The organism is Aeromonas sp. 5HA1, from assembly GCF_029237245.1.
In the GTDB taxonomy this organism is placed as follows: Bacteria; Pseudomonadota; Gammaproteobacteria; order Enterobacterales; family Aeromonadaceae; genus Aeromonas; species Aeromonas salmonicida.
The window spans coordinates 59137-76969 of the sequence record NZ_JAACFW010000003.1; the positions used below are offsets into that span (position 1 = coordinate 59137).

Sequence of the window (17833 nt, forward strand, 5' to 3'; positions counted from 1 at the left end):
GGGCCTTTTCGGCCCCTTTTCTGTCTGTGCTATCGCCCGAGGTTATTCAGGCTGCGGCAAGCGCAGATCGGCGCCATCCCAGCCAAGGGGCAGGGTCAGCAGCCGATCGATCAGCTCCCGACGATCGGATTTCTCCAGATAGGCGAGGTAGAGCGGGCGGCTCAGTGGCTGGCCTCCCTCCACCAGATGCAGCTGCCCCTTTTCCAGGAAGGGACTCACCATCCGCCGTGGCAGATAGGCGGCACCCCCATTGGCCAGCACGAACTGCAGCGCCATGTTGGCGGAGCTCGAGTGCAGCACGGGGGTTTTTTGCAGGCTCTGCAAGCGGCTGGGTTGCGGCTCCAGACTGGTGCCCCAGTCGAGGTGAATGTGGGGCATTTGCATCAGGCTGTCGGCGTTGGCTGTGCTATCCCGGCTCACCAGTTCAAACACCAGTTCGCCGATGGGATGCAGGGCAATCTCGTCGATCTTGGTTGGCTCGGAGAGCAGGGCCAAGTCGAGGGAGCGTTCCAGAAGCTGGCGGCACAGGTGCTCGCGGGATGCGGTTTCGAGCCGCACGGCGAGGCCGGGAGCCAGCGCATAGACATGATTGAGCCAGTCGTTGAAATCGAGCTCCCAGAACACGGCGGGCGCGCCTATGGCGAGCTGCTGGCTGAAACCGGGGGAGAGCGCCACGTCCTGCTTGGCCCGACCCAGGGTATGCAAGATGGCGTCTGCATAGGGCAGCAGACGCTCGCCGGACGCGGTCAGGCGGATGTTGTTGCGATGACGGGCAAACAAACTGACCCCGAGTTGCTGCTCGAGCTGGCGGATCCGAAAGCTCACCGCCGACTGGGTCAGGTAGAGATTCTCAGCAGCCCGGCCAAAGTGCCGGGTCTTGCTGACCTCGATAAAGGTCCGAAGCAGTTCGGTATCCATTAATCGATGGACTCGTCGCTGCCGCCGCCGTTGCCGCCGTCAAAACCACCGCCGCCGGTTTCCTCGTTGGCGCCGCCTGCGACTGTGCACAGACGATGCACGCGCTTGGGACCTATCACCTTCAGATACTTGAACCACACCTTGGCGTGGGGATTGCTGCCGGCAGCGCCGGATTTGACCTGTTCGATAAAGGCGCTTTCTACGTCATCGCGCGGCGCCAGGTTGCCCTGATAAAGCGCCAGCATGGCGGTGCCGTATTTTTCCAGACTGTCCGCTTCGGCAACAGTGAATTCACCACTGCGACGCAGGCCACGGGGAAAATGTTTGAAGTCGTTGAAACGCTTGTCGGATTCGAAGCTCATAGTGCTCTTTTTCTGGTTAGTTTGACCTTTGCGGGCAAGTATCATCAGGCCGTCGCAGAGTGCAAAATCAATTTTTTCACTATATGGATAAATCATTTTCATCGAAAGTGATTTAGCCATGATCCAGTGGACATTCGGGGAGGGCAGGAGCAAAAAAGCGAGAAAAAAAGCGGAGTTATGTCAGGTTATGTCAAGGTTAGGCCGTCTGGGGCGACGAAATTTGGTTAAAAATAAAGCGCCATTCGGCGCTCTATCTTGTGTCATTCATGAACCAAAGCGGGAGGTTTGGTCTCGATAGAGACTTACTCTATCATGGCTGGCTGGGCCAGGTTGTCCGCACGCCACAGACGGTAGCGCACTTCATACTCCTGCGGGACGTAGAGCACGAACGGCAGCTTGGAGTTGTAGTTAACGAAGAAGCCCTGACCGTAGATCTGGACGAAGGTCTCTTTCTTCTGGACATCCGGGCAGGCCATCAGGGTGCTGATGGGGTCGGATACCTTGCCGAGCATCAGGTAGTTGTAGCCCCAGCCCTTGACGCTGTGCTGCTCAAGGTTGCCGGCGAAACGCGGCACATTGCAGTCGACCATCATTTTTTTTCCGACCTGCAGCTCGACCATCATGTCGGCTTCGTTCTCGACTTCCGGCAGGCGGATCACGACACGTTCCTGGTTTACTTCGGCGGCCGGAAACATGCTGATATCAAATTTTTTCGGTTCGGCGGCGAAGGCATGGCCGCCCAGCAACAAGGCGCCCAGCAGGCTAAAACGCAATACGGTTTTCATCTGTACCTCATGGGGATTGGTTCAACGCCGCTAGACTAACCGCTCTGCCCGTTTCATGCCAGCGATCCGGGGTGCAAATCCTGCCAGATCCGGCACAGGATGACGTCTTCTGGCTATTTTCTGACAAGGCGCACATTCGGTGTACAGCGCTTTTGCACAGCTCGGAGGTGGCTGGACAAGGATCCGCTTTTCAGCGGGATCCTGTGGCCACCCCCGCGCAATCAACGCACCAGGAGCAGCTGTTTGGCCCAGGCGCCGGGCGCCCGCATGCCGACGGCGCCGCTGGTGATATCCAGATAGGCGACGCTCTTGCTGGCCGGCACCGGGGTCGAGGACCAGAGATAGACGTAACCGTCGTTCACCTCTTTCCCTTCACCGGCCATGGCGCGGGGGAAGATGGTTTCGTTGAGCGCCGGCTTGTAGCAGGCGGACTCCAGCACGCTGGTCAGCTCCTTGATGGTGGGCAGGCGCCAATCCCGGTAGCCGCCAAAGCCGTACAGGGTATGGCTCGGTTCGGTTCGGATCCGCTCTGCCGTCAGCAGGGCCTGCTGCCAGTAAAGCCGGGTTGGCTCGCCGCTGCAGCTCTGGTTGCGCCAGGTCTGGCCAAGCTGGCAGCGCATCCAGGTCAGGCCCGTGCTTCTGTCGGTGACTGTGCCGTTGCCGCGGTCGATGAAGCGGGCGGTGGGGCTGGTTCTGGGCATGGTGTCGTCGCAGATGGCGGTGGCTAGGGCGAGAGGGCTGCCGAGGGTCAGCAGCAGGGTCAGCATCAATCGGTTCATCGGGTTACCTCCGCCACCAGTCGCAGTTGCAGACCGTTGGCATCATCGCTGTTTTGAACTGTGGTGGCGTAGTCGGTGCCGGCGTCATCGCCGAGGAAGATATGGGCGATGGCGCTCAGGGGGGCGCTCTCCAGCCGACGGGACGGGGTCAGGGTCTGGCTCCAGTAGTAGCCGCTGAAATCCTTGGTGGTGGTGCCGACATCGGGGAAGTAGCGCACATCCATGGTGACCAGCTGGCCATACTGGCGGGCGAGCGAGCCGTAGTGTTGCAGGCTCATCAGCTCGCGCGAGTGGGGCATGCGCCAGCTGCTGATGCCGCACAGCTGCTGGGTGTTGAGCCACTGGCGATATTGCTGTGTAGTGCAGATGGCCTCGCCTTGCGGGCAGGCGTAGTCAAGCTCCTGCTGGGTGGGGTGATAGTCGCCAAGCTCCCATGCGAAAGTGCGGTGCAGATCGCGGGGGCTGGCAGGATCATCGAGCTTCTTCTCCCAGACGAGGCGGGTAGTGAGATCCTCCACACATTCCCACTGGGGGGCGTCATCCGGCAGGGGCTGGCCCTTGCCATCCAGCTTGCGATAGCGCAAGGGGGCCTTGCCCAAGCTGGCTTCCTGGCCCGGGTGGTCGGCGGGCTCTTCGGTGAGCAGGTAGTCGACACCATCCGTGTAGGTAGTGACGCCGCCGCCGGTGACCAGGGGATGGGAGTATTGCTGTTGCAGCAGGCGGGTGACGCTCTCTTGCAGGCTGGTCAGCTCGCCGTGCTGGGCAAAGTGGCTGGCGAGCTCGGGCAGCAGGCTGCCGAGGGCCGGCCACACCACGGCTTGCAGGAGGACGGGCGAAAGGTCCGATATCTCCGGCTCTGCATCGAGCACCGCCAGCAGCCGTTGCCCCAGCGCCAGGTTGAAGTCGGCCAGTTGCGACAGGGCGGCCAGCCCTTGACCTGGTTGCAGCGGCGCCAGCGCGGCCAACATCTCGTCGAGTGCCTGTTTGGGCGGATGTCCCTCGGCGATGCGGCTTTGCAACAGGGTGCTGAGCAGGCTGGGGGTCAGGGTCTGGCCATCCAGTCGGGCGGCCGGATGCAGCAGCGCCGGCGCTGCCGGGTTGGTTGGCAGGAACAGCAGCGGACTGGTCAGCAAGGCGGGGGAGGTGCCGCTCAGCTGACGGGCACCGGCCACGCCGCTGACGCTGGGCTCCCCCTCGTCACAGCGGGTATTCTGGTTGAGATTGACGCACAGGGTGCCACTCTCGGGCAGATTGACGTTCAGGGTATAGGCAGGTGCCGCCAGCGGCGCCTCATCCGAGCCGCCGCCACCGCAGGCGGTGAGCAGGGGGGCCAGCAGGCAGGCCAGGCGGGAATAGGTTGGATTCATCTCTTGTCCTTGGGAAGGGGCCAGGGCCCCTTCTTATATATGGGTGGGTTACTCAGCCGCGCTGGCGAAGGCGGCGCCAGATCGCCAGCGGCAGCAGCCAGAGCAGGTTGGCCGCACCGCCGCCACTGCTGTCGTCCACCGGGAAGTGGATGATGCCGTCATCCGGCGGGGCTATGGGTTCACCACACTGGGCGCCGATGCGCTGGCTGATGCTCCAGCCATTGATGCGGCCCTGATGCCCGGGTTTGCTGTCCACCACTTCCAGCGTCCATCTGCCGGCCAGCGGCTCTCCCAGCAAGGGGGTGAAGGCTTGCAGGGGCAGCAGCTCGGTAGGGAAGACGCCTTTCAGCCGTGGCAGTGGGCTGTAGCCCTTGTCCCAGATCTGGATGCGGGTGCCGGAGGGGGAGTTGAGCCAAATTTCCAGCTCATCCAGGGCGTCGTGTTGCAGATCCAGGGTCAGTTGCAACTGCTCGCTCACTTTGGCGTTGGTCTTCTCCAGCAGCAGGCTGGCTTGGCTCAAGCCGCGTACTTCCTCGCTCTGGGCATCGCTGAGGAGCAGCGGCTGGCCAGTGGCGCGGCTGATGATGGGCGTGCCTATGGGCAGGCTCAGTGGCTGCTGCCACTGGCGCTCGGTCGGACTGGTCCCCGTCATGACGAGGCTTACCGGCAGGCTCACCTCATCACCGCAGGCCAGCGGGCTCTGGGCCAGCAGTCGCAGCGTGGTGGTGGTACTGGCACCTGCCGCCAGTGTGGTGGCTTGCCATTGGTAGGGATCGGCCTGCAGCCCGGCGGGCAGGGTCAGGGTCAGCTCATTGAGGGTCACTGGCGCCGAGCCCTGATTGGTGAGTGTCACCTGTACGGATTGACGCTGTCCCAGCTCGATGGCGCTGCCCTCGGCCAGCGCGATATTGACCGGCGCCAGCAAGAGGCCGTGCTGACGGAAGGCGTGCTCCAGATGGCTGGCGTAGTGACGGGCGGGGTAGAGCCGCGCCGCCGTGTCCACTGTGATGCGGGCCAGCTGTGGCATGCGAATGGCCGGGCCCAGCCCGAAGTGGGATTCGATGATGACGCGGTCAAACTCGTCCCGGGCCCCTTCGCCATGCTCGGTCACCGACGCCAGCAGGGCCTGGAACAGCGGTGTGCCCCACAACTGATCGCCGTTGCTGCCGTTGATGGTGCGGTGGGCCGGGTAGCTGTAGTCCGGGTGGTAGCGGGCACGCAGATCATCCAGCTGGCGCGGGGTGCGGTCGGTAAAACGGGCATCCCAGTTGAACACCATGGTCGGTTCGAACTGGCGACCCGCCTCGCTGCGCTGGCGGTGGCTGGCGGCCAGGTAGTCGCTGAAGCCCTCGCCGATGGCGCCCCAGTCTGCCTCCTCCCCGAGATCCGGCACTATGTGGTGCTGCACAGCGTGGCCGAACTCGTGCCAGATCACCATGGGATCCTCGGCATCGGGCACGCCGCTGCGGCCCAGCTCCAGCCTGCGCTCGAACGGGTCATAGAGGGAGTTGTCCTGATAGCCGGCCTCTGTATCTATGTCGAGGGCCCCGGGGATGAGCCCGGTAAAGCCCAGCTTCTTGATGTGGCGCTGGGCCAAGTCAAGGTGGTAATAGGCGTTGATGTCGGCAAAGCCCCGATCGTCCCGGGTCAACCGGAATGCCTGCTGATCATCACTGCTGAAAGGCGCGGTATCGGGCTCCATGGCATCCACTACCCGGGCGTGAGGGCCGCTCAGCAGATAGCGTCCCCCTTGCAGTGTGACCGGCAGGGGAACTCTGTCCTGATAGGCGGCGTCCGCCAGTACCAGTTCGTCGTGCCAGACCAGGCTGGCGTCTTGCAGCTGGGTGCGGGGATCCGGGTCGAACACCCGCGCCTCGACGACGACATCCCCCACCTCTGCGGTGCGGCTGGCCTGGGTGCTGGCCGCATCCATCCAGCGGCCCAGCTCCCGGCTGCCGTCGCAACTGGCGAACAGCTGTACATAGGTAGCCTTGGCGTTGCCTGCCTGGTGTTCGCGCACCCGCTGGCGCAGGGCGGGCACCAGAGTGTCGCCGTCGCGCCAGTACCAGGCTTCGACCGCTCCCTGCGGGTCGATCTTGTTGCCCGCATCGCGCAACTGGCTGAGCAGGGGATCCAGGTTGCCGCTGGCATCACAGCCTGGCTCACTGCTCTGCAGCGGTCGGCTGTTGTGATAGAGGCGCCAGGGCTTGCCGGTCTTGTCGACGCTGACGGCAGCTTGTATGGTGGCCACCGGCAGGCCGTTGACCAGTTGGCGGAAGCTGTAGTGATGGCCGAGCAGGCTGGCCCTGTCGTAGTCGGGGGCGAGCGTGACGCCGAGGCGCTGCTCGAGCCACTGCTGCGGCGTGGTGGTAATGGGTTTTTCATCGACGAACTGCAACTCGGCCGCCAGCAGAGGCTGTGAGAGCAAGGTTGCCGCCAGCCAGAGGGCCAGGGAAGAGGGTTTCATGGTTTACTCCAACACAAAATGAGAAAAGGATGCGCCATCAGCGGGTAACGCCAGCCAGGGTGAGCAGGAAGGCATATTCTCGCGCGGCCTGCTGGTGGGCCTTGCCGGCACTGGCCTGGTGGCCGCTGTCGAGAGCCGTGCTCAGCAGATAGGGGCCCGTGCCTGTACTGTGCTCCCGCAGCCGGGCGACCCATTTGAGCGGCTCCCAGTAAGGCACCTGGCTGTCGTGCAGTCCGGCGGTCACGTAAACCGGGGGATAGGGCTGCCGTTGCAGGTTGTCATAGGGGCTCAGGCGACGCATGGCAGCATAGTCGGCGGGAATGGCCGGATTGCCCCACTCGGCGTACTCCTGGCGGGTGAGCGGCAGTTCGGGATCGCTCATGGTGCCGAGCAGATCGACAAAGGGCACCTGCAACACGGCGCCGGCAAAGCGGGTTGGTGCCTGATTGAGCGCCGCCGCCACCAGCAGACCGCCGGCACTGCCGCCCATGGCGAACAGCCGGGCGGGATCGATGGCCGGATCCCGGGCCAGCGCCTCGGCCACGGTCAGGAAGTCGTCCACGCTGTGCTGTTTTTGCTGGCCACGCCCTGCCAGATACCAGTCGTCTCCCAGCATGCCGCCGCCGCGCACGTGAGCGATGGCGTAGACAAAACCGCGATCCAGCAGGCTCAGCACCTGAGGCTGGTAGTAGGGGCGCATGGGGGTGCCATAGGCGCCGTAGCCGTAGAGCAGCAGCGCCTTGGGCTTGATGATGTCGGTGCGCCACACCAGAGAAACGGGCACCTTGACGCCGTCCTTGCCCACCACCCAGCGTCGCTCGCTGCGGTAGGGGGAGGGTGCCTGCGCCTGGGCGCCAGCTTGCCACTGACCGCTGGCCAGATTGAGCCAGCGCTGGTGGGGCGGCTCGGCCATCCCTTGCCTGCGGATCAGGATCTGCTGACTGGCCGGGTCATGAGCGCCCTGGATCCAGGCCGTGCCAGCTCCCTCGGTGAGATGCACGCGCTGGCTGAGCTGGCCGCTTGAATCCAGCACATCGAGCCAGTCGTCCCCTGCCTTGCGGTATTGCAGGACCGTATGGTCGGCAAACAGGCGCCACTTCTCCAGGCTCTTGTTTTCGCCGGACCAGAGGGGTTGCCAGTGCCCCTCGGCCACCTGTGCCAGACCGGTCACCTGATAAAGGCCGAGGGCACCATCTTTGTTGCTCTTGATGAGCACTCGCTCCCCCTGGGTATCCAGGTAGTACTCGACACCGGCCTGACGGGCCTTGAGCAGAGAGGGGGTCCCCTCGTCCAGCAAGTACTGCTCCGAGCTGTCGTGGTTGTTGCTCTGCAGCAGCAGGTGGCGCTTGTCCGTGGTGCCATAGAGGCTGAGCAGCCAGGCGGGATTGGCCTCCTGGTGTACTAGCCGCTCCTTGCCATCCTGCCAGGCCCACAGCTGCCAGGGGCGCAGGGTGCGGCGCTCATTGGCAAGGGTGTAGAGGGTCTTGCCGTCCAGGCTCCAGAGCAGATCGGCTGCCCTGCGCGCCAGGGTGGTCAGGGTCTTGCCGCTATCCAGATCCAGCAGGGTGATGCGGTAGTCCAGATCGCCGCGAAGGTCTTCGGCCAGGGCCAGCCAGCGTCCGTTCGGGTGCAGTGCCCAGCCGGCGAGCTCGTAATAGCCGCTTGCGGGTTGGCGCGGCGCCAGTCGCTGACGGGGCGGCTCCTGGTCGCTGGTCCGCTGCCACAGGCTGCCATCGGCCTCCATTCGCCACTGACTGCCCGCTTCACTGTGCCACTCGGCGGGCATGGGCTCGCCGCGCGATTGCGCCTGCCACTCGGCTTGCAGCGCCTGCTCCAGCGGCCGCTGGCTGGCGAGCTGCTGCTCGGTCCAGCGGTTCTGCTCGGCCAGCATGGCCAGCAGGGCGGGATCCTGGCGGCTGTCGTCGCGCCAGCCGCCATAGGGATCCCACCGCGCTACCTTGCCCTTCATCAGCAGGGGACGCTTGGCAATGGCTGGCGCGCTCTGTGGCGCCGTGGTGGTTGCCGTCATGCCCGCGGCCTCGCTGGGTGAGGCCGCCACCGGATTGGCCAGCAGAGCCGTCATTATCAATAGCGCGTGCATCAGATCCCCACGAAGGTGTAGCGCAGGCTGGCGCTCAGGTAGCGGCCCGTCTGGGTATAGAGTCCCGCATCGCTGCCCGCTTCCTGCCCGGCCACATCCTGATAGCGGGTGTAACGGGTATCGAGCAGGTTATCGAGCTTGAGGTTGGCCTTGAGGGCGTCTGTGATCTGCCAGTCAGCGGTCAGGGCGAAGCTGAGCCAGCCCGCACTCTTCATGCACTCGCTCTGCTGCTGGGTCAGGCTGTTGCCGCAAGTGGGCACCCGGCTCATGGCGGCGGCATAGTCGGCTTGCAGCCCCAGGCTCCAGTCGTTGGCCTGATAGCTGAGGCGGGTATTGCCCTCCAGCGGGGTCAGGTTGCGCGGTGACTCGCCCTGGCTGTCCTTGCCATCCACCCAGCCGAACTTGGTGGCCAGTTCCCACTGCTGGGTCAGCCAGTAGCTGGCGGCGATCTCGGCGCCCCAGGTCTCGGACTTGGCCACGTTGCGGTATTGGCGCAGCATGACGCCGTCCCGCAGACGGAAGCCTACCTGGCGCCAGTCGACGAAGTTGTAGTAGCGGTTGTAGAAGAGGGCCGGCTTGATGCTCCACTCATCCCCTTTACCGCTCACACCCCACTCGAAGCTGTGGCTGGTCTCCTCCTTGAGGTCCGGGTTGGCGATGATCTCGAACGGTGGCAGGGCAAAGTAGTGGGGAATATTGCCGTACACCTTGTCGTAGGAGGGGGCACTAAAACCGTTGGCATAGCTGAGCCAGCTGCGCCACTGATCGTTGAAGCGGTAGCTGGTGGCCAGACTGGGGGAGAGGTGCCAGCTATGGTTGCTGGCGCCCTTGCCATCTTGCGGGCTCAGCCACTGGTGATCCATGCGCAGTGTGGGGGTGAATTGCCATTGCCCGAGGCTCGCCACATCCCCCAGCCAGATGCCGGCGCGGTCCGTGCGGGCGCTGCTGAAGGGGGCGGATTGGCCGGGCTGGGGAATGCCCGCCTCCAAGGTCAGCTTGTCGACCGGTCGCTCGTGGCTTGCGCGCTCCAGTTCGACGCCATAGCTCAGCTTGTGTTCGATGGCGCCGGTCGTCAGATCTCGGCGAATGTCCAGCTCGCCGCCGAGCAGATCCTCGGTGAAGGTGGCCAGTTCCCGTTCGCTACGATAGCGGGGATAGCCGCTCAGCAGGTCATTTTGCAGCAGGCTGCGTTTGTTGGCGCTGTTCTTGGCATGATTGCCGTGCAGGCTCAAGGTGAACTGATCCGCCAGCAGATGGTCGAGACTGCGCGCCTCCCAGCTCAGCTTGGCGCCCTGGGAGCGCTGGGTACTGTCCTCGCGATACTGGCGGACCTGCCATTTGCCATCGGGCTGGGGGACTTCGCGCGGCCCCTGATCCCGCTTGGCGTTGTCCTCGAAGTAGTCGAGTTCGAGGCGCAGCAGGTGGTGCTCGTTCAGGATGAAACGAGAGCTGGTGGAGGCACTCAGGCCATCCAGATCCGCCGGGATGCGGCTCTCGTCATAGTTGGCGGTCTCGTGCCCCTGCCAGCCGGAGACGCGCAGCAGGTGTTCTGTTTCAGCCCAGCGGGCGGCACCGGTGGCGCTCAACTTCTGCTTGTCGCTGCTGCCATCGTGTAGGATCTTGCTGCTGAGGTAGGCATCCTGCCCCTGCAGATAATCCTCCGGCTGCTTGGTGGAGATGACGATGGTGCCGCCGATGGCGTCTGATCCGTGCAGGGCGGAGCCGGCCCCCTTGGCCACCTCAATCTGCTTGACGTCATCCAGATCGAAGCTGAAACGGCCCACCTTGTCGTTGAGGTCGTCGGCGCCGAAGCCGTCGCTGACCCTGACCCCATCCTTGATGATCAACACCCGGTTGCCGCCAATGCCGCGGATGCTGATGTTTTGCGGACGCCCTGCCGAGCCGGTCACAGATACGCCGGGTTCGTTCTTGAACACGTCTGTGAGTTCGGTGGCGACCTGGCGATCCAGGTCCTCTTCGGTGATGACTGTGATGGCGCCCGAGATATCGGACAGCTTCTGTTCGACCCGCTGGCCCTTGACCACTATGGTCTCGCGCGCCTTGAGGTGAGCAGGGGTACCAGTCCCATCGAGTTGGGTCTGATCGCTGGCGGCCAGCGCTGTGCCGGACAGCAGCATGGGCCAGTAGTGCAGCAGTATTTTCATTTTGAGAATGATTGTTATTTGAGCCTGAAGGGCGCGGATTATTACAGAGTGGTCCATCCAGATCAATGATTGATAATCATTATCATTTTGTTTTTATGATCTTGATCAGATTGATATTTTTGATGGAAGAGTCAGTAGTGAAAAGAAGAACGTTTGCGCCGGCAAGTGAGAACATGAAGGGGAGAAGAGGGCTATCTGTCTGGGCAGTAAACCCGTCCCCTATGGGTTCCCTTGGGCATAGATGCCAGGTGTTGTTTTCCGGCCCGTGCTGCACGCAATAAAAAGCCCGCTACGGGAGCGGGCTTGGTGAGTTGTGGTTTTCTGGCCGTCAGGGGGCGCGATAGAAGCGGTTGAGCTCGTTCATCACCTGGATCATGACACCCATGTCGGGGGTGCCGTGCTTGATGGGACGGTAGCTGTTGCGCTCCAGCAGTTCAAAGTCACCCTGCTTGTTGAAGTGGGTGATGGTGTTGCCCTGATAGATGGCAAAATCACGCTGATCCCCGGCCAGCAGCCAGTTGCGCGGGCTGTTGTCGAACAGACTGCGGCCTGTGCTGTAGTCCCGCGCCGGGTTACGCACCCCCAGCATGCCCTGCATCAGGGTGGGCACCAGATCCAGATGGCTGCTCAACTGGCTCTGTGCCAGGGTGTCGTTGCCCGGCCAGGCCAGCACGAAAGGCACCTGCACCTGATAGGGCGAGTAGTTGGTGCCATAACCCCAGCTGTTGCTGCGAGTATCGTTGAACTCCTGACCGTGGTTGGAGGTCACCACGACTATGGTCTGCTCGTTCAGGCCCTGCTGTTGCAGCTGGCTCAGCATCTGTTCCAGCAACTGATCGGTGTAGAAGACGGTGTTCTTGTAACGGTTCTCCAGCTTCTGCAGGTTTTTGGCCTGATAAGCGGTGGCCGGATTGAACTTGGTCAGCTCGGGCTGGAAGGGGCCCTTCATGTCGGCCGGCAGCTGGTAATCACCGGGGCTCGACAGATAGACCAGCGAGAACCAGGGTCTGTCCGGCGAGCGCTTGGCGAGCCACTGCTGCCAGTCACCGATCAGCAGCTGATCATTGGTCTGCTCGGAGACAAACACCTGCTTGCGCAGACCGGAGAGGATGCTCTGGCGATACTGCTGCGCATCTTCCAGTGCGCCAAACAGGCCGAACTGGTAATCCTGGCGCAGCATCTCGTCGAACAGTACCGGCGGTGTCTTGTCGTTGCGGATGTCGTCGTAATAGTGGCCGGGCAGGCCATAGAAGAGGCTGAACATTCCCATCACATCGTCATTGCCGCCACTCATGTGGTTGCGGAAATTGAGATGGCTGTCTGCATAACGCTGCAGATTGGGCATGTTGATGCTGTTGAGCATGTCGGCTCGCAACGAATCCACCACCACCACCAGCAGGTTCTTGTGGGTAATGGGGGCGTTGACGCTGAGCGGGCGCAGGGGATAGCGCAAGCGGCTCTCGCTCTCGCCATCCTGGGATTCAGCCTTCTTCTCGTACTGATCCAGGTCCAGCCAGCCGTGCTTGGCCAGGAAGCTCTTGGCGGTCATGGGGTAGGAGAGCGGGAAGTTGGCGCGCTGCATGGTAATGGGCTGATACAGGGTAGCATCGGCCCAGCTGTTGACCACGTGGGTCAGAATGAAGCAGACCAGCAGGGCCAGCCCCACCTGATTGCCATACTGACGGCGCTTGCGCTTGTTGATCTTGCGCCACACATAGGCTGACAGCAGCAGTTGCAGCAGGAAGATGGTTGGCACCGCCACGAAGATGATGCTCCAGATCGAGCCTTCCTCGGTCTGGGCCTGATCCAGCAGCAACTGCCACACCTGAGCATTCAAGTGGAACTTGAACAGCTGGAACACCTGAGTGTCGATGAGCAGGAGCACCAGCGCCAGGGTGGCGATGATGGCCGAAATGAAGCGCAGCAGCTTCTCTTTGGGCAGCACGAAACTCAGCGGGAATATGGTCAACAGGTAGGTGACAAAGCTCAGAAACGAGAAGTGACCTATCCAGCTGATGATGAGATAGGTCACGCCGAGCGTGGTCGATGGCCAGCTGATGGCACCCAGATAGCGGGTGGCAATCAGCATGGCCAGAATGATGTTGAAGAAGGAGAACCAATGCCCCCAGGTGATCAGGCGAGAGACATTATCACGATAGGGGTTGCCGGTTTCGACCATAGTGATCCATCTGCTTTGAGAAACGTCAAAAAAAGGCGGCGACTCAGTGAGTGTCGTGGCGAGTGTCGACCGAGGAAGTCAGTGCCTGGACATATTTTTCAGTGATCGCCTGGCGTTGTGCCGGGGCCATGCTGTTGATGATATTGGTCGTCACGTTACCCAGCACCATGAGGCTGAGGTCGACTGGCGCCTTGTGCTTCTCCAGTACAGTGATCAGGTCATTCATCAGGTCATCAAATTGCTGGTTTGTGTACTTTGATACGATGGGCATAATCTTCAGTTCATCTCGGTTCAAAGCGCCTTATAATACTTCACCCTTTCGGCTAACACTATGGCTTTGTGACATGAGTCTCGATATCGACAAGATCATTCTTCACTCCCTGCGCCAGGGCGGCGATGGTCAACCTCACGCCGACACCCGCAGCCAGACCCTGCCTGCTGATGAGGCGGTTCAGGGGCTGATGGCGGAGCTGCATCGCATTTACAACGGCAAGGGTGGCAAGGGCTTTGGCTTTTTCGCTGACCCCGAAGCCGCCGTCGCCGAGCTGGCCGACGGTGAGGAAGCTCCCAAGCAGCCTTCTCCCGCCTTTCGCATTGCCCTTGAGCAGCTGCTCGGCGATCAGCTCGAATTCGTCCCCTTCTCGGTCAATATGACCCAGCTGCTGGTCAAGAACCTGGTGGATCACGCCCTCGACGAACAGGGTGTATTGCTGTTTGCCAAATACAACTATGTGGGGGTCGATTACCTGATGGTCGCCCTGCTGGAAGGCAAGGAAAGCGTCACCGTCAGCGAGGCGCTGGACTTGCGCCATATCCATTATCTGGATATCGGCAAGCTCAATCTGGTGGCCCGCATCGATTTGACCGAATGGAAAACCCAGCCAGACTCTCGCCGCTATATCACCTTCAGCAAGGGGCGGGTCGGTCGCAAACTGGGGGACTTTTTCATGGACTTGCTGGGTGCCCGCGAGGGGATGGATGCCAAGATCCAAAATAAGGGATTGCTGCAGGCGGTGGACGATTATTGCGACAGTCGTCAGCTCGAAGCGGCCGAGCGCAACGACTACAAGAAGCAGGTCTTCAAATATTGCACCGAGCAGGCCAGCGCAGGTGAAGAGATCGAAATCAAGGAGCTCTCCGCAGAATTACCCGGTGACGGCGATCTCGATTTTTACAGCTTCATCGGTCAGGAGTATGAGCTGGAAGAGCGCTTCCCCGCAGATCGCTCCACCCTGCGCGGCCTGACCAAGTTCGTCGGCTCCGGTGGCGGTCTGACCCTGAGCTTCGAGCAGAAATTGCTGAACAGCCGGGTGTTTTACGATCCCCAGACAGATACCCTGACCATTCGCGGCGTGCCACCGAATCTCAAGGATCAGCTGCTGCGCCAGTCGTAATGTGATCTGCTTTCCATTTTTGGCAAAAAGACACCGCACTTCGCTGCGGTGTCTTTTTATTTAAGGGGGTAAGTCGCCTCGAAACCAACTCGGTGCTTTGTTAACAATTTAAACAGAATAACCACCGTGAAAGGGTTTTCAATGCAGTGAAAACCCTTTCATTTGTGTTTTTTTATTTCCATTTGGTAATTTAATTTCTGTTTTTGGCGAGAAATATGCCAATAAATGGCGATAACCCCCTGAAATAAGAAAATGTTTTCATAACTTTCTGGAAGAAAATACGTAATTGCATTTCAAAAATGCGAGTTGCGTCATGTGAGGCAGTAGCGGCTTGGGATAATATTCATCTCGCACACAATGCTCTTACAGCGCGGAACTAATACAAGGAAAGGCTCATGAAAAAGAAATTGCTGTCATCCCTGATCGGTCTGGCTACTCTGGGCGTGGCTTGCTCTGCCACTGCCGCCATTGACGAAGGTCAACTGACCATCTGGATTAACGGTGACAAGGGATACAATGGTCTGGCTGAAGTAGGTAAGAAGTTTGAAGCCGAAACCGGCATCAAGGTGACGGTTGCTCACCCTGATCAGGTGGAAGTGAAATTCCAGCAAGCCGCTGCCACCGGCAACGGTCCGGACATCTTCTTCTGGGCTCACGACCGTTACGGTGAGTGGGTCAAGGCCGGTCTGCTGGTACCTGTTACCCCGAACGCAGCCACCAAAGCCAAGTTTGAACAGTTCGCCTGGGATGCCATGGCAGTGGATGGCAAGACCTACGGTTATCCGGTTGCGGTAGAAGCCGTGAGCCTTATCTATAACAAGGATCTGCTGCCCGAGCCGCCGAAAACCTTCGAAGAGATCGCCAAGATCGACGAAGCGCTGAAGAAAAATGGCAAGCGCGCCATCATGTGGGCCTATGACACCCCCTATTTCAGCTACCCGCTGGTGGCTGCCAACGGTGGCTATGCCTTCAAGAAAACCGCTACCGGTTATGACGTGAAAGATACCGGCGTGAACAACGCAGGTGCCAAGGCCGGTGTTGGCTACATCTCCGAGATGATCAAATCCGGTCACCTGGAAAAAGGCATCGACTACGGTGTGATGGACGCCAAGTTCAACAAGGGCGAAGTGGCCATGATGATCAACGGTCCCTGGGCCTGGAGCAACCTGGACAAGAGCGGCATCAAGTACGGTGTAGCGTCCCTGCCGACCCTGAAGGGCAACCCGGCCAAAGCCTTCGTTGGCGTACTGGGTGCGACCATCAACGCCGCCAGCCCGAACAAGGATCTGGCTATCGAGTTCCTGGAAAACTACCTGCTGACCGATGCTGGTCTGGCGCCGGTCAACGCCGACAAGCCGTTGGGTGCCGTGGCACTGAAGTCCTTCCAGAAGACCCTGGAATCCGATCCGCACATCAAGGCAACCATGGTGAACGCCCAGAATGGCGAGCCGATGCCGTCCGTGCCTGAGATGAGCCGTTTCTGGTCTTCCTTCGAAACTGCCCTCAAGAACGTGACCTCCGGCCGTCAGAGCGTTGACGAAGCCCTGGATACCGCTGCCAAGCGTATCGTTCAGTAAGCATGCACTACCCGGGAGGCCGCAACGGCCTCCCACTCTCTCAAATCTCTCTTGGCGTTATAAAGGTTAATTGGCATGGAAGTAGTACCTTCTATTGAATCCTATGCCGGTCCGAAGGATAAGCACACCTGGCTTAAGTGGACCATCGCTGCTCTGGTAGCCATCCTCAACGGTTATGCGGCCGTGATGATGTACGCCAGCGGTGAGTGGGTATTCGCTCTGCTCGATCTGGTGGTGGTGTCCGTCGGTCTGTATGTCTTCATGAACAAGAAGACTTATGCCCACCGCTATATCTTCCCCGGTGTGGCTGGCATGGTTGTGTTTATCATCTTCCCTCTTGCCTACACGATCGGCATCGCCTTCACCAACTATTCGGGATCCAACTTGCTCTCCCTTGAGCAGGCACGGGATTACCATCTGAAAAAAAGCTACAAGGTGGCTGGCGGTGAATTCGATTTCACCCTTCTGGGTGGTGAGAACAATCAGTTTCAGCTGTTGCTGAAACAGGACGACCAAGCCTTTATCAGTCAACCCCTTACTCTGATGAACAACAAGGCCCGTGAACTGGCTGTCCGCGAGGGCAGAGTCCATGACGCGGTCCAGGTTGTTCAGTTGCAGCCTCTGGCAGAAGAGGCCGTGGACAAGGTGGCCCCCATTCGTGCCATCGTCGATCATCGCACTCACCTGAGCGCGCTGGATCTGGTGTTGCCGGAAGGTGGCATTCACCTGACCCTGAGCAGCCTGCGCAAGTTTGCCGCCCAGAAGCAGCAGTACACCCGGCTGATGGATGGCGCCGTGCTCAAATCCGGCGTGGTGATCAAGGACAGCAACCTGCTGCGTGACACCCAGACCGGCGAGCTGATGCTGCCCAACGGTGACACCGGATTCTATCAATACATCGACGAGCAGGGACAGTTTGTCGGCAAGGGCATGGCCCCCGGTTTCGTGGTGAGCGTGGGTTGGAAAAACTTCGTGCGCATCATGACAGACCCGGGTATCCAGGGTCCCTTCATGCAGATCTTCGTCTGGACTGTGATCTTCTCCGCCGGCTCAGTGGGCTTCACCCTGGCCATCGGCATGGTGATGGCATGTCTGGTGCAGTGGGAACAGCTCAGAGGTCGCGGCTTCTACCGGGTCATGCTGATCCTGCCCTATGCGATACCGGCGTTTATCTCCATCCTGGTGTTCAAGGGCTTGTTCAACCAGAACTTCGGCGAGATCAACCTGTTTCTGGAAGCGGCGTTCGGCATCAAGCCGGACTGGTACACCACCCCCTTCCTGGCCAAGGTGATGATCCTCATCGTCAATACCTGGCTTGGCTACCCCTACATGATGATCCTCTGCATGGGCTTGCTCAAAGCCATTCCGGATGATCTCTACGAGGCGTCCGCCATGGACGGTGCCGGCCCTGTGCAGAACTTCTTCAAGATCACGGTTCCGCTCTTGATGAAGCCGCTCACTCCGCTGCTGATTGCATCCTTTGCTTTCAACTTCAACAACTTCGTACTCATACAGTTGTTGACCAACGGAGCACCGGACATCATAGGCGCCAGTACCCCGGCCGGTACCACGGATCTGTTGGTGAACTACACCTACCGGATTGCGTTCCAGGGCTCGGGTGGTCAGGACTACGGTCTGGCCAGTGCCATCGCTACCGCCATCTTCCTGATCGTCGGCGCGCTTGCACTGCTCAACCTGAAATTGTCCAAAGCCGACAAGCAACAGTAAGGAGGCTTCTC

The 17833-nt window shown here is 60.7% G+C and carries 13 protein-coding genes; 3 read left to right on the plus strand and 10 right to left on the minus strand.

The window, feature by feature from the left end; translation table 11 throughout:
- Positions 1-42: 42 nt before the first annotated feature.
- The 10 genes from hdfR to GWQ27_RS03990 all read right to left on the minus strand — a co-directional run bounded on the left by hdfR (position 43) and on the right by GWQ27_RS03990 (position 13394).
- On the minus strand, positions 43-918 hold the full coding sequence (gene hdfR, locus GWQ27_RS03945) for an HTH-type transcriptional regulator HdfR (RefSeq protein ID WP_017412115.1): 876 nt from the start codon (positions 916-918) through the stop codon (positions 43-45).
- Positions 918-1280 carry a DUF413 domain-containing protein gene (locus GWQ27_RS03950; protein WP_005310084.1) on the minus strand — a complete coding sequence of 121 codons (363 nt, stop codon included), beginning with the start codon at positions 1278-1280 and terminating at the stop codon, positions 918-920. Before GWQ27_RS03950 ends, hdfR begins: the two co-directional genes overlap by 1 nt.
- Before the next feature lie 302 nt (positions 1281-1582).
- Complete coding sequence (gene eco / locus GWQ27_RS03955) at positions 1583-2065, minus strand: serine protease inhibitor ecotin (protein ID WP_005310087.1); 483 nt, start codon at positions 2063-2065, stop codon at positions 1583-1585.
- Between the two features lie 221 nt (positions 2066-2286).
- Positions 2287-2844 (minus strand): DUF1566 domain-containing protein, encoded by a 558-nt coding sequence (locus GWQ27_RS03960; protein WP_058395740.1) that lies wholly within the window; start codon positions 2842-2844, stop codon positions 2287-2289.
- Positions 2841-4211 carry a DUF1566 domain-containing protein gene (locus tag GWQ27_RS03965; protein ID WP_275906729.1) on the minus strand — a complete coding sequence of 457 codons (1371 nt, stop codon included), beginning with the start codon at positions 4209-4211 and terminating at the stop codon, positions 2841-2843. Before GWQ27_RS03965 ends, GWQ27_RS03960 begins: the two co-directional genes overlap by 4 nt.
- Positions 4212-4263: 52 nt before the next feature.
- Positions 4264-6678 (minus strand): proprotein convertase P-domain-containing protein, encoded by a 2415-nt coding sequence (locus tag GWQ27_RS03970; protein WP_275906730.1) that lies wholly within the window; start codon positions 6676-6678, stop codon positions 4264-4266.
- Between the two features lie 37 nt (positions 6679-6715).
- Positions 6716-8779: a prolyl oligopeptidase family serine peptidase gene (locus tag GWQ27_RS03975; RefSeq protein WP_275906731.1), complete on the minus strand. Its 2064-nt coding sequence runs from the start codon at positions 8777-8779 to the stop codon at positions 6716-6718.
- Entirely contained in the window at positions 8779-10944 is a 2166-nt protein-coding gene (locus tag GWQ27_RS03980) for a TonB-dependent hemoglobin/transferrin/lactoferrin family receptor (protein ID WP_275906732.1), read from the minus strand. Before GWQ27_RS03980 ends, GWQ27_RS03975 begins: the two co-directional genes overlap by 1 nt.
- A 328-nt stretch (positions 10945-11272) precedes the next feature.
- Entirely contained in the window at positions 11273-13123 is a 1851-nt protein-coding gene (locus tag GWQ27_RS03985) for a DUF3413 domain-containing protein (protein ID WP_096118462.1), read from the minus strand.
- Positions 13124-13166: 43 nt separating this feature from the next.
- A complete protein-coding gene (locus tag GWQ27_RS03990) occupies positions 13167-13394 on the minus strand; it encodes a YejL family protein (RefSeq protein ID WP_275906733.1) in 228 nt (75 codons plus the stop codon).
- A 73-nt stretch (positions 13395-13467) separates the two neighbouring features.
- On the opposite strand from GWQ27_RS03990, the gene yejK reads away from it, so the two are divergent.
- The 3 genes from yejK (at position 13468) to malF (ending at position 17822) form a co-directional block, all read left to right on the plus strand.
- Positions 13468-14517, plus strand: coding sequence for a nucleoid-associated protein YejK (gene yejK / locus GWQ27_RS03995; protein ID WP_169046384.1), 1050 nt, complete (start codon positions 13468-13470; stop codon positions 14515-14517).
- Positions 14518-14912: 395 nt separating this feature from the next.
- Entirely contained in the window at positions 14913-16094 is a 1182-nt protein-coding gene (gene malE / locus GWQ27_RS04000) for a maltose/maltodextrin ABC transporter substrate-binding protein MalE (protein ID WP_005310106.1), read from the plus strand.
- 75 nt (positions 16095-16169) lie between these two features.
- On the plus strand, positions 16170-17822 hold the full coding sequence (malF, locus tag GWQ27_RS04005) for a maltose ABC transporter permease MalF (protein WP_005310108.1): 1653 nt from the start codon (positions 16170-16172) through the stop codon (positions 17820-17822).
- Positions 17823-17833: the final 11 nt, after the last annotated feature.

What these genes read in the sequence shown, in the direction of transcription:
- hdfR (WP_017412115.1), bottom strand. Translation starts at nt 918, where the DNA reads ATGGATACCGAACTGCTTCGGACCTTTATCGAGGTCAGCAAGACCCGG.
- GWQ27_RS03950 (WP_005310084.1), bottom strand. Translation starts at nt 1,280, where the DNA reads ATGAGCTTCGAATCCGACAAGCGTTTCAACGACTTCAAACATTTTCCC.
- eco (WP_005310087.1), bottom strand. Translation starts at nt 2,065, where the DNA reads ATGAAAACCGTATTGCGTTTTAGCCTGCTGGGCGCCTTGTTGCTGGGC.
- GWQ27_RS03960 (WP_058395740.1), bottom strand. Translation starts at nt 2,844, where the DNA reads ATGAACCGATTGATGCTGACCCTGCTGCTGACCCTCGGCAGCCCTCTC.
- GWQ27_RS03965 (WP_275906729.1), bottom strand. Translation starts at nt 4,211, where the DNA reads ATGAATCCAACCTATTCCCGCCTGGCCTGCCTGCTGGCCCCCCTGCTC.
- GWQ27_RS03970 (WP_275906730.1), bottom strand. Translation starts at nt 6,678, where the DNA reads ATGAAACCCTCTTCCCTGGCCCTCTGGCTGGCGGCAACCTTGCTCTCA.
- GWQ27_RS03975 (WP_275906731.1), bottom strand. Translation starts at nt 8,779, where the DNA reads ATGCACGCGCTATTGATAATGACGGCTCTGCTGGCCAATCCGGTGGCG.
- GWQ27_RS03980 (WP_275906732.1), bottom strand. Translation starts at nt 10,944, where the DNA reads ATGAAAATACTGCTGCACTACTGGCCCATGCTGCTGTCCGGCACAGCG.
- GWQ27_RS03985 (WP_096118462.1), bottom strand. Translation starts at nt 13,123, where the DNA reads ATGGTCGAAACCGGCAACCCCTATCGTGATAATGTCTCTCGCCTGATC.
- GWQ27_RS03990 (WP_275906733.1), bottom strand. Translation starts at nt 13,394, where the DNA reads ATGCCCATCGTATCAAAGTACACAAACCAGCAATTTGATGACCTGATG.
- yejK (WP_169046384.1), top strand. Translation starts at nt 13,468, where the DNA reads ATGAGTCTCGATATCGACAAGATCATTCTTCACTCCCTGCGCCAGGGC.
- malE (WP_005310106.1), top strand. Translation starts at nt 14,913, where the DNA reads ATGAAAAAGAAATTGCTGTCATCCCTGATCGGTCTGGCTACTCTGGGC.
- malF (WP_005310108.1), top strand. Translation starts at nt 16,170, where the DNA reads ATGGAAGTAGTACCTTCTATTGAATCCTATGCCGGTCCGAAGGATAAG.